Raw genomic sequence first — 12,462 nt, forward strand, 5'->3', positions numbered from 1 at the left:
TTTGTGAACTTTATCATCTTTGTGATATCACATACATTGATGAAAGGTTAGATGATGATATAATTTCGCTTTGAATTGGTTTGATTATTTTAAGCACTTTTACATAATTGATGGATGTATCGATTATTAAAAGAAAATGGCTTCGACTTTACTATTCAAATGAGTACATCCGTAGATATATCTATTTAACAGTAGTTTTTGCACGGCCCTTTTTAGTAAACTTTGAATACGCTACTGTTTAAAATTTATCCACATTGTTTTTTCTTGTTAACAATTGGATATAATCCTATAATCTCTAGTAATCGGTTTTATGTGTAATACCGATTTTTTTGTAAATAATCCAAAAGGTTAATTAATAATGCAAACGCCAGTCATTCTAATCGTAGAGGATGAAGACGTAACTCGACTAAACCTCGTTAGTTTATTTGAAGCTGAAGGTTACAAAGTTATTGAAGCCATTGATGGCGATGACATGCATGACAAGCTTACAAATAACGATGACGTTAATCTTGTAGTTATGGATATCAATCTTCCAGGTAAAAACGGTCTTATATTAGCTCGTGAATTACGCCAAAAGCGCAAAGTGGGCCTTATCTTCTTAACGGGTCGAGATAACGATGTTGATCGTATCTTGGGGCTTGAAATTGGTGCTGATGATTATATCACTAAACCGTTTAACCCACGCGAACTGACAATTAGAGCGCGTAACCTAATTACACGTACAGCGCTAGGTGGTGAAGAATCAGCACTAGAAACAAATGGTGTTATTACATTTAATGGTTGGGAACTTGATGAAAACAGCCGTTGCCTAACATCTCCCAATGGTGATGCTAAGCGTTTACCTAAAGGTGAGTACAGAGCACTGCGTTTAATGCTTGATTCTCCTGGCCGCATTTTTAGCCGTGAGCAATTAATTAAACACATGACGGGCCGTGAGCTTCGTGCAAACGACCGTACTGTTGATGTTACAATTCGTCGTATTCGTAAACACTTTGAAAGCGACAACTCAACATCAGAGTTAATCAGCACTATCCATGGTGAGGGTTATCGCTTTATTGGTAAAATTGATAGCTAATTAGAACGAACATTTACTCTAATTGCTGTAAAAATAAATGAAGGGCTTGTTGTCCTTCATTTATTTTATCTGCTAGAACATCTAACCATTCGTTTAAAACTTCATCAGTTTCATCAATAGCGCCATATTCCATTACTTTTGCATGAAGTTGCACATCATTTAAACCAACAGATCCAGCGGCTCCTTTAAGCTTGTGCGCTACCGATTTGTACTCTTCTCTATCACCGCTATTTAATGAAGCAAGTAACTCTTGTTGGTATTGTGGGTTTAACTTTTCAAACAACTGACTACTGCGTTTAAATACAACCACTCCCATTGAGTTAACAAAATCTTCTATTGTCTCAACATCAAGTAAATGAGCATCAATGCCTTTAAGTGCTTCTGCACTTACTTTTAACTGAGGCGCTTTATTCTCTATTTTTTTAATATCAAATAGGTCAGCAAGCATTTTATCAAGTTTCACTGTATTAATAGGTTTAGCAAGTGCTCCTTGTATTGATATTCCCGCAAGCTCTTCTTCTGCGCTTCGAACGTTAGCAGTAAGTGCAACAATCGGTAATTTATCAAAATAACTATCTGCTCGTATCTGCCTAGCTACTTCGTCACCATTTATATCTGGTAATTGCATATCAAGTAAAATTAAATCTAAATCGTCTTCAGTTTCAACAAAAGATAGAGCATCTTCACCTGTTTCGGCCCATAATACTTCGTGTCCTCGCTGCTCTAATAAGTTAGTCGCAATCTCTGCATTGAGCGGCACATCTTCTACCAGTAAAATATGCAGGCTTCGACCAACATAACCTTGTTCCGTTGGAGCAATACAGAGGCTTAACGGTATTTGAACCGTAAAACAACTGCCCTTCCCTTCGGTACTATCGACAGTAATAATACCATTCATAGCACTCACTAAGGCCTTCGTAACAGCAAGTCCTATTCCTGAACCAATTGCATTAGTCCCTTTTATATCTGGTGCTTTATAATACATATCAAATATTCGTGGGAGTTGCTCTTGCGGTATGCCTTGGCCTGTATCTGAAATTTTCATGACTAACCAAGCGCCTTCAGAGCGATTTTCTCTACGGCAAACCAGCTTAACTTCACCTTGCTGAGTAAACTTAACAGCGTTATTAATTAAGTTCCATACAACCTGGCGCAATCGGGTCGGATCTAACTCTGCATATACGTCAAGCACACCATGACGCTCAATATTAAACTTTAGTTCTTTTTGTTCAGCAATAAGCCCAGCAAAATTCACAACGTCATTAATAAAGTCAGAAACATTAATTGAATTAGTGGCTATATCGAGTTGTTCTCTATCTATTTTATCTAAATCTATAATATCGTTAAAAATATTACCTAATGTTTCAGCACTCGAGAAGACTGTATTACACCAACTGCGTTGCTGTTTATTAAGATCCGTATCAAGTAACATCCGAGTTAACCCAACAATACCATTTAGCGGAGTACGTAACTCATGACTCAATGTTGCAATAAACTTCCCTTTATCTTTATATGCTGTTTCAAGTGCTTGCGCGGCTTCTTTTCGGCTGGTGATGTCACGGCCAAAGCCAAGTAAACCTATGTAATCGCCCTCATCATTAATAAAAGGAAGTTTACGTAGTTCAAACCAACGAGTTTCACCGTTTACTTCGTAACCAACATCGATAGTTAGGGGTTGATGATTTTGCTCTACTTCTTTATCGGTTCTTAAAACTTCAGATAGAAAATCACTTGGAAATATTTGCTCAACTGTTTTACCAATAAGCTCACTGCTGGACTTTCCCATTACTTCTTCAAATACTTTATTACATCCAGCAAACACACCATTGTTATCGCGGTAATAAAATAAATCAGGTGATGAGTCAACAATAGAGCGTTGCAACATACTTTGTTGTGCTAACTCTTGCTGTGTTTTTTTACGTTCTGCTATTTCTCGGCGTAACTCTTCAATAGCGCGATGCTTAGCATGAAATGCCATTTTACGTTCATCAATTTCAATATTTAATCGGCTGATATTATCTTTAAGCGTCTGATTTAGTAATTTTTCTTGTTTGGTTGCGCTATCTAAATATGCATATGAGGCGTCTAACTGACGGATTGAATTGAGTAGCACACTAATAATTAGCGGAGACACAACAGCAGCAAAAAAACCACGGCTAAAATATCAACAAAGTGAAATTCACCTATTGCGACATAATAAAACATGCTCGATAGAATAAGAGATGCGGCTAATAATAAAGAATAACAAATAGCGGCAGTTTTAAACTCACCAAATCGTGTTATTAAGCTGGAAAGTACCCGAACCCAAGGGCTCAAAGAATAATCGGTCATACGTAATTTTATCTCTTAGCGGTGTGCTTAAACATAAGTAAGGCAGTAAAAATTGCTAAACATACTATTTTTGCCGATTTTAGCATTTTTCTATTAGCTATTTTCATGTTGTGCGACAAAAACAGAAAAAATTCATGCTCGAAAGTAAACACTATTAAAGTCCTCATTTCAGGAGATGATTATTTCGTGTAAAATACGACGCCTTATCATTGCAATTAACGAGTAACATACCATGCAAACTAATATGCCCGATATAGCTGACACCGCCCCCGCTTTACAAACAGGTAAATTAGACTGGGTTGGTATGGGTGAAATTGAGCTGCCATTCATTTTCGAATCCCGTGATTTAGCGCCTGTTACTGTTAATGCTAAAGCCCGTGCATTTGTTAACCTTCACAAAGAAGAGGCTAAAGGCATTCATATGTCGCGCCTATTTTTAGCCCTTGATATGTTGTCTACTGAGCAGCAAGTTAACCCTCAAACTATAGCGCAAGCACTCGATACATTTATTGCTAGTCACGAAGGCCTGAGCGATAAAGCACAAATTGAATTTAAATTTGAACTACCATTACGCCGTAAATCACTACTAAGTGGTAAAACAGGTTGGAAAAGCTATCCAATTACGCTCACTAGTACACTTGAAAATAACAATATTCATTATGAGCTAACAGTCGACGTTACTTATTCTTCAACCTGTCCCTGTTCAGCGGCGCTTGCTCGTCAGCTGATACAAAATGCATTTAGTGAGAAGTTTAATCAAGAAACACTAAGCCAGAAAGACGTACATGAGTGGCTTGGTACAACGCAAGGTATTGTTGCCACCCCTCACTCACAACGCTCTATTGCTAATGTAAAAGTAAAACTTAATAGCAAAACTGATGAATTTGACGTCGTAAATTTAATAAACATGCTTGAGGAGGAACTAAAAACACCTGTTCAAGCCGCAGTTAAGCGCGAAGATGAACAGGAGTTTGCTCGTTTGAATGGTCAAAACTTAATGTTTTGCGAAGATGCTGCACGTAAAATAAAAGCATTACTTGAACATAATAATTACGCAGATTATTGGCTACAAATAAACCATTATGAATCACTCCATGCCCATGATGCAGTTGCTATTGCAGTTAAAGGGCTCACTAACGGTTATCAAGCTTAACCATAAACTGAATAAAGCATAAAAACGCGATAACAATAAAACCTTAATACACATTATTTAGGCACACTAATTGCTTTAGTTATGCAGTGTCAATTTGTTGTTATGAGGTTACCGTATGGAATTCGCTTTATTATCTATTTTAGTATTAGTTGTGGGTGCGTCTGTTGTTGTATCAAAATTTAGTGACGATGGTGGGAATCCGTATCCATTTACTCGCAAGCAGAGCGTATTTACACAAGTAGAGAGTGCCTTTTTAAGTTTATTAGAACGTGCTGTTGGCGATCAATACAAAATTGTAAGCCGCGTAAAATTAGTCGATGTAATTGATTGTAAAGAAGGCTTATCACCTAAATCTAAACGTGCAGCAATTGCTAAAGCAAAAAATAAACAACTTGATTTTGTATTAATCGATAAAGATAAAATGACTATTGTAGCCGCAGTTGATTTAGTTAATAACGCAAATAAAGATGGCCACAAAGCACAGCGTGATTGGTTTGTTAATGGTGCACTTGAAGCAGCAGGTATTCCTCATATTCGAATGAAAGTAAAGTCGGGATACCGCCCTTCTGAAGTACGCGATGCTATTATGTATAAAATTGGTAAACCTGGCGCCTCTCAAGCAAAACGCCCAATTCGTAATCGTGTTCATAAACCGGCAGTACTATCACCTTCTCAAGCAAAGGCACAAACAACAGCTTTAGCTGAAATTTAGTAATACTCTGAGCTAAACACGTTTCTAAAAGTATTTTAAGCGAGCCGTGAAAACTGCTCGCTTTTTTGTTTTTTATGGCTAACTTCACGTATAATCAAGTCATTCAAACTCAGGAATTAAACATTATGAATGTTGGTATTATTGGCGCAATGGAGCCAGAAGTTAAAATTTTACGCGAAGCTATGCAAAATCCACAAATTTTAACTAAAGCAGGTTTCACTTTTTATACTGGCGAACTAGCTGGTAACACAGTAACACTTGTTCAATCTGGTATTGGTAAAGTGGCATCAACTATTGCAACCACCTTACTTATCGATAACTTTAAACCTGACTGCGTAATTAACACAGGCTCAGCCGGTGGATTCGATCCATCGCTAAGTGTTGGCGACGTAGTCATTTCGTCAGAAGTACGTCACCATGATGTAGACGTCACTGCTTTTGGTTATGAGATTGGCCAAGTACCACAAATGCCAGCAGGCTTTGCAGCTCACCCTAAATTGGTTGAAGCAGCAGAGCAAACAATCGCAAAAATTAGTGATGTTAAAACATTAGTGGGCTTGATTTGTACTGGCGACACATTTATGTGTGACCCTGTACGCATTGATAAAGCACGCAGCGATTTTCCTACAATGCTTGCCGTTGAAATGGAAGGTGCTTCAATTGCACAAACATGTTTTACGCTTAATACACCATTTGTGGTTATTCGTTCGATGTCTGATATTGCAGGAAAAGAATCACCGCAGTCATTTGAAGAATACCTAGAAACAGCATCAATCAATTCATCTAAAATGGTTGTTGCACTTTTAGAAAAGCTAACGGCAGTATCTCTGTAAATGCTTAGCAATATTGTTCAGAACCATTTGGACTTTATTGCCTTTATTATAGCGCTCTTTGCTGAGCGCTTTATTCCTCTTGTTAGTTGGTATCACCCCAATACAGCGTTAAATGCTGTTTTTAGTGCTATTGGTAAGCGTATATATAAAAGCAAAGAACCTAAAAGTTACCAATATTTAGCTGCAACACTCGCAAGCACGCTTATTTTAAGTGTCATTCTCATTATTGTGGTGCTATTGCTTGAATTCGCTTTTTACCCTGAATTACTCGCAGGCCTTATTTTATATTTATGCCTCGAAAGTAAAAGTATTGATAAAAAAGCGCTGCGTATTGCAAAACTAACTAAACAAAATCAAAAATCGACAGCACGCGAATTACTAAAACCACTGCTTGCCCGTGAAGTAAGCAGACTTTCATCTGCTGGTATTATCAAAGCATTAATAGAGAGTTTAATACTGCGCACTGCTCGATACTATTTCGTAGTTATATTTATATTTTTAGCTTTTGGCCCCATTGCCGCCCTTGCTTATCGACTACTTACCTTAATACTGCAAGCATGGCGTGGAGATATCTTTCCTAACAGCCCGTTTTTAAAGCCACTTAAAGTAAGTTTGTTTATCATTGAGTTTATTCCTATGCGCTTACTCGCTTTAACTATTGCAGCGAGTAGAGCAAGCAAACAAAGCATGCATTATATAAAGCATTATGGCCGGCACTTTTATCAAACAAATACGGGCTGGCTACTCAGTACATGTTCTGCATCTATTGGGGTACAACTAGGCGGACCAGCTGTTTATTTTGGAACTCGCTTTAATAAAATGCGTATTGGTACTGATAGATTACCCACACCCAATGATGTACCCGTAATAATTAATAGACTGAATCAGGCACGTGTATTTTGGTTGTTAGTGATAGTCAGCATAGAAATATTAAAAGTGATTTAAAGGGCTCAAAATACGAGCACAAAAAAACCAGCCGAGGCTGGTTTTTACGTTTTTAAACTGTGTTTAAGCTACAGTGATGTTTGCAAACTTACGTTTACCTACTTGGTAAATAGCCGTTGTGCCTTTTGCTATTTCAAGTTTGGTATCGGTGATTTTATCTTCACCGTTAAGTTTAACTGCACCTTGCTTAATCATACGCATTGCTTCTGATGTACTTACGACTAAGTTTGCTTCTTTAAGCAAGTTAGCAATTAAAATAGCATCTTCGGCAATTGTTACTGTCAGCTCAGGGATTTCATCTGGCAGCGCTTTTTCTGAAAGCGTTGAATAAAATCATTATGAGCAGCTTGTGCATCTTCTTCACTATGAAAACGCGCTATTAACTCTTTTGCGAGCTCAATTTTAATATCGCGCGGGTTAGTACCTTGCTCAACACGTTCTTTTTGAGCTGCAATTTCCTCAATAGAAAGCCCGCTTAATAAATCGTAATAACGCCACATTAGCACATCACTAATTGACATTATTTTACCAAACATATCGTTTGGCGCATCAGTAATACCAATGTAGTTACCAAGCGACTTAGACATTTTTTGAACGCCGTCAGTGCCTTCAAGTAATGGCATCATTAATACTGTTTGCGGCTTTTGACCCTCTACTTTTTGTAGCTCACGGCCCATTAACAAGTTAAAGCGCTGATCAGTACCACCCAGTTCAACGTCAGACTCTAGTGCAACCGAATCCCAACCTTGTACAAGTGGATATAAAAATTCATGAATCGCAATTGGCTGACCGCTGCCGTAACGTTTTTTAAAATCATCACGCTCAAGCATACGCGCAACGGTTTGATTAGCAGCAAGTTTTATCATACCTGCAGCGCCTAACTTTTCCATCCAAGTAGAGTTAAACGCAACTGTTGTTTTTGCTGGATCAAGTATTTTAAATACTTGCTCTTTATACGTTTCAGCATTAGCCAGTACATCTTCACGAGTAAGTGGTTTACGCGTTACATTTTTGCCTGTTGGGTCACCAATCATGCCTGTAAAATCACCAATTAAGAAAATAACCTCATGACCAAGATCTTGAAAGGTTTTCATTTTATTAATTAGTACAGTGTGCCCTAAATGCAAATCAGGTGCTGTTGGATCAAAACCCGCTTTTATTTTTAGCTTTTTACCCGTCTTTAGTTTTTCAACTAATTCGTCTTCAATTAATATTTCTTCTGCACCGCGTTTTATCTCTGCAAGAGCGGTTTGTAAATCCACTGTGTATTACTCCAAAATTCTGCCAACGAAAGAGGCGACTAGCTAGTTGCGTTATCTCGATTTAATACAGGTTTAAACCAAGATTATATATGTAACTAACATAACAAATTTTACCTAATTAAAATAACTTTTTAAGTGATTAATGCAACTAAACATAATACGTATAGTCTGAGTTAACGAAGCAGTTAAAAAAGGTCTTCAAACCTCGATTCTAGCGCAATTCAGCGTTAGTTTAAATCTACAAAACACTAGTATTCGCACATTATTAGGTATATCCTGCAATATTATGTATTTATTATCTTGACAGCAGAAAAAGGCACGTTATGGTTCACGTGGTTAACACCCTCCCCAAAAAACACAAATTGCTTATTCTAGGTTTGGTTTCTGCTATTGCCGGCTTGCTCTTTCTTCCTTCTGAAAAAGCAACTGCATCTAAAGATAATAGTGTAAATGCACTAGAGATTGGTAAGCGCTATGAGTTACAAGTTAAAGTTGATAACAACGAAAAATTAACTGAGTTAAATTCAGAGCAAGCAGCAGAAAAGTTACCAGAATACGACTTTGTCGATCATAAAGTTAAAAATGGCGACAATTTAGCAATTATCTTTAAGCGTGCTGGTTTTTCGGCTCAAACGCTTCATAAACTAATTAACACTAATGCAGAGACTCGCAAACTGACTAAAATTCACCCAGGTGAAATACTTAGTTTTGCGACAGCTGAAGATGGCTCCTTAGCTCAACTGCGCTATGTAATTTCAAAAACAGATACTTTATTTGTTACCTTAAATGAAGAAGGTAACTACGATACAGCTATTGATAGCAAAGAAATTGAAACGCTAACCAAAACCGCTGGCGGCGAAATATCTAACAACTTTTGGACTTCAGCAATTGCAGCAGGTTTAAGCGAACGCCAAATAATGAACTTTGCTGACATATTTGGTTGGGATGTTGATTTTGCAAACGACATTCGCAAAGGTGATGTATTTGGCTTAATTTACGAGTCTCACTATGTTGATGGCGAGTTTATTGGTACCGGTAAGATTATTGCAGCTGAATTTGTAAACCAAGGTCAGCGCTTTGCAGCTATTCGCCATACCGACGGCAATTTTTATACGCCTGAAGGGCGTAGCATGAAAAAAGCATTTTTACGTGCACCTGTAAGCTTTAAGTATATTAGTTCGAGCTTTAATCCTCGCCGCTTACACCCTGTTACTGGGCAAGTTAGAGCGCACCGTGGTATCGACTTTGCAGCACGCACCGGTACACCAGTTGTTGCATCTGGTAACGGTAAAGTAATTAAAGCGGGTTACAGCAAGTACAACGGTAACTACGTATTTATTAGCCATGGTACGCAATATGTAACTAAGTACTTACACCTAAATAAGAAGCTAGTTAAAACGGGCCAAAAAGTTAAACAGGGCCAACAAATTGGTACTGTAGGTTCTACAGGTCGTGTTACTGGTGCACATTTACACTATGAATTTTTAGTAAATGGCGTTCACCGTAACCCTAAAACTGTAAAACTACCTAAGTCAGAGCCATTACCTCGCTCAGAACTTGCCAAGTTTAAACCTATTGCTGATAACTTTATTGCCCAGCTTGAGCGCAATCGCGAGCTACAGTTAGCACTTAAATAAAGTTTATTAATAAACATTAAAAAAGCCTTTGCAGGTTTAACCTGCAAAGGCTTTTTTGTATACGCTATAAACCATTAGTACATTAGTACATATATGAGCTGAATAACTAAAGACACCATCACTAATGGCCAAATATATTTACTGTATTTGGTTGCGCCGTTGAGCCCTATTTTAGTTTGATACTTTTCAAGTAACGGAATAAGCACAGCAAGTGCTACAAACAAACCAATTAAAATAACGAATATATTCATATCAGTGCCCTACTTATGGTAGCTCATGCCCTTTAGCGCTCACATAAAGTGCATACCAATGATCACGAGTTAGCTCTACATTTACAGCATCACAAGAGGCTTTAATTCGCTTAGCGTTAGTCGTCCCAATAATTGGTTGGATCGATGCGGGATGGCGAAGCAACCATGCAAGTACAATTGCCTCAGCAGAAGTACCATAAAATGCTGCCAGCTTATTAACTAAAATACTGGTGTTTATATCGGCCTGCGATGCATTTGATAAATCACTACCAGTGTACAAACCTTGGCATAAACTACCCCAGCTTTGAATTTGGATTTCAAAATGGCGACAGTACTCAATACTGCCTGGTGTAAAATTAAGATCTTTACCGTCACTGTTACCGGCATATATGCCTTCATCAACAAACTGATGTTTTTGCAGGCTCGCTTCTATTTGATTGGCAACAATTGGCATGTCAAGCGCATGTTGTAAAAAGTTCATTTGGTGCTGCTGCATATTAGATACTGCAAAATTGCGTACTTTGCCACTTTCTTTTAAACAACTAAACACACGTGCAATTTCATCAACTTCCATGAGTGGATCAGGGCGGTGCAACATAAGTACATCTAAGTACTCTGTGTTTAATCGCTTTAAGGACGCTTCGACTGATTGCTCAATCCATTTAGCTGAAAAATCATAACGCTTCGGCCCTAAGTCATCTTCAAATCGAATCCCACACTTAGATTGAATATATATATGTTCTCTAAGCTCTGCTCGCTCACTTAGCGCTTTACCAAATACTTGCTCGGCCTTACCAAAGGTATAAATATCAGCATGGTCAAAAAAGTTAATACCACTTTCAATGGCGTTATCTATACATTCATGAGCTTGCTTAACATGTGCGTCAGTGATTGCGTCTTTATTCCAACCGCCGCCCAGACCCATACATCCAAATACAAGCTTACTAACATTAGGTAAATATTTTGCTAAAGGTGTGTGGAGCATTATGACTATCCTTAAAATTGCGAAGAACATCCACTTTAAACAAAAATACAGAAACAAGAAACTATTAACGACGAGAAATAAAAGCAAAAAAAAGCGCAGTAAACTGCGCTAAATCATTTATTAACTACCACTTTAATTATTAGCCAACAAGTGCTAATAAAATACCCGCAGCAACGGCACTACCAAGTACACCTGCTACGTTTGGTCCCATTGCATGCATAAGTAAAAAGTTATGTGGGTTACTTTCAAGGCCCACTTTATTAACTACTCGTGCCGCCATTGGCACAGCCGATACACCTGCCGCCCCAATTAATGGATTTATAGGCGTTTTAGATATTCGATTAAGTCCTTTTGCCATAAATACGCCAGATGCCGTACCAATTGCAAAAGCCAGTGCGCCAAGCACTAAAATACCAATCGTCTCAACAGTTAAAAACTTATCTGCAGCAAGCTTTGAGCCTACAGCTAAGCCTAAAAATATAGTTGTAACATTGATGATTTCGTTTTGAGCACTGTTACTTAATCTATCAACAACACCCGACTCCCGCATTAAGTTACCTAAACAAAACATACCTACAAGCGGTATAGCAGCCGGTAAAAACATTGCCGTTAAACTAAGTACCATAAGGGGGAAAATAATCTTTTCCTTTTTAGATACCTTACGTAATTCAGGCATCTTAATTTGGCGCTCTTCTGGTGTCGTTAACGCACGCATAATTGGTGGCTGAATAATTGGCACAAGTGCCATGTATGAATATGCAGCTACCGCTATTGCGCCTAGTAAATCAGGTGCCAGTTTTGATGCTAAAAATATTGCCGTTGGCCCATCGGCACCACCTATAATGGCAATAGCTGAGGCATCTTGTAAGGTAAACTCAAAACCTGGTACATAGTTAAGTAATATAGCGCCAAACAATGTAGCAAAAATACCAAACTGTGCAGCCGCACCTAATAACAACATACGTGGGTTTGCAATAAGCGCGCTAAAGTCAGTCAGCGCCCCCACTCCCATAAATATCAACAGCGGAAAAATCCCCGTATCAATACCCACATAATAAACGTAGTACAAAAGCCCACCTGGGTCTGACAAACCTGCCACTGGTACGTTTGTTAAAATTGCACCAAAACCAATAGGTAGTAATAATAATGGTTCAAAGCCTTTAGCTATCGCTAAAAACAGTAATAAACACCCTACCGCAATCATTATTAACGATGGGATTGTAAAGTTAGCAATGCCTGTCGCATTCCAGAGGTTTAAAATACCGTCCATCCTCTATT

The 12,462-nt window shown here is 38.1% G+C and carries 9 protein-coding genes and 2 pseudogenes; 6 read left to right on the top strand and 5 right to left on the bottom strand.

The genetic code is table 11. The features are described from left to right. The first annotated feature begins 358 nt into the window (after positions 1-358). Positions 359-1,075 carry a two-component system response regulator ArcA gene (arcA, locus tag P4S65_RS00800; protein WP_007378395.1) on the top strand — a complete coding sequence of 239 codons (717 nt, stop codon included), beginning with the start codon at positions 359-361 and terminating at the stop codon, positions 1,073-1,075. Positions 1,076-1,088: 13 nt separating this feature from the next. On the opposite strand, the pseudogene arcB reads toward arcA, so the two are convergent. Continuing rightward, positions 1,089-3,406, bottom strand: a pseudogene (arcB, locus tag P4S65_RS00805) (aerobic respiration two-component sensor histidine kinase ArcB). 232 nt (positions 3,407-3,638) lie between these two features. Between arcB and folE2 the strand changes: the two are divergent. The 4 genes from folE2 (at position 3,639) to P4S65_RS00825 (ending at position 7,049) form a co-directional block, all read left to right on the top strand. After that, positions 3,639-4,559 carry a GTP cyclohydrolase FolE2 gene (gene folE2, locus P4S65_RS00810; RefSeq protein WP_337119379.1) on the top strand — a complete coding sequence of 307 codons (921 nt, stop codon included), beginning with the start codon at positions 3,639-3,641 and terminating at the stop codon, positions 4,557-4,559. Positions 4,560-4,674: 115 nt separating this feature from the next. Next, a complete protein-coding gene (locus P4S65_RS00815) occupies positions 4,675-5,271 on the top strand; it encodes a DUF2726 domain-containing protein (protein WP_007378398.1) in 597 nt (198 codons plus the stop codon). 125 nt (positions 5,272-5,396) lie between these two features. After that, entirely contained in the window at positions 5,397-6,104 is a 708-nt protein-coding gene (gene mtnN / locus P4S65_RS00820; protein ID WP_008133796.1) for a 5'-methylthioadenosine/S-adenosylhomocysteine nucleosidase, read from the top strand. Continuing rightward, positions 6,105-7,049, top strand: coding sequence for a cobalamin biosynthesis protein CobD/CbiB (locus P4S65_RS00825; RefSeq protein ID WP_096793701.1), 945 nt, complete (start codon positions 6,105-6,107; stop codon positions 7,047-7,049). It begins immediately after the preceding gene. Positions 7,050-7,112: 63 nt separating this feature from the next. Here the strand turns inward: P4S65_RS00825 and tyrS are convergent. Then, a pseudogene (gene tyrS / locus P4S65_RS00830) lies at positions 7,113-8,311 on the bottom strand (tyrosine--tRNA ligase). 323 nt (positions 8,312-8,634) lie between these two features. Between tyrS and P4S65_RS00835 the strand changes: the two are divergent. Then, positions 8,635-9,948 carry a peptidoglycan DD-metalloendopeptidase family protein gene (locus P4S65_RS00835; protein ID WP_096793703.1) on the top strand — a complete coding sequence of 438 codons (1,314 nt, stop codon included), beginning with the start codon at positions 8,635-8,637 and terminating at the stop codon, positions 9,946-9,948. Between the two features lie 74 nt (positions 9,949-10,022). On the opposite strand, the gene P4S65_RS00840 is transcribed toward P4S65_RS00835, so the two are convergent. The 3 genes from P4S65_RS00840 to P4S65_RS00850 all read right to left on the bottom strand — a co-directional run bounded on the left by P4S65_RS00840 (position 10,023) and on the right by P4S65_RS00850 (position 12,454). Then, positions 10,023-10,199 (bottom strand): hypothetical protein, encoded by a 177-nt coding sequence (locus P4S65_RS00840; protein ID WP_007378927.1) that lies wholly within the window; start codon positions 10,197-10,199, stop codon positions 10,023-10,025. Positions 10,200-10,212: 13 nt separating this feature from the next. After that, the gene (locus P4S65_RS00845) at positions 10,213-11,184 is read right to left on the bottom strand and encodes an aldo/keto reductase (RefSeq protein ID WP_096793704.1); all 972 of its coding nucleotides are present in this window, start codon (positions 11,182-11,184) and stop codon (positions 10,213-10,215) included. Between the two features lie 139 nt (positions 11,185-11,323). Next, positions 11,324-12,454, bottom strand: coding sequence for a sodium ion-translocating decarboxylase subunit beta (locus P4S65_RS00850; protein ID WP_007378925.1), 1,131 nt, complete (start codon positions 12,452-12,454; stop codon positions 11,324-11,326). Positions 12,455-12,462: the final 8 nt, after the last annotated feature.

Origin of the sequence: Pseudoalteromonas sp. B131b (assembly GCF_037162545.1) — a bacterium.
Classification (GTDB): Bacteria; Pseudomonadota; Gammaproteobacteria; order Enterobacterales; family Alteromonadaceae; genus Pseudoalteromonas; species Pseudoalteromonas fuliginea.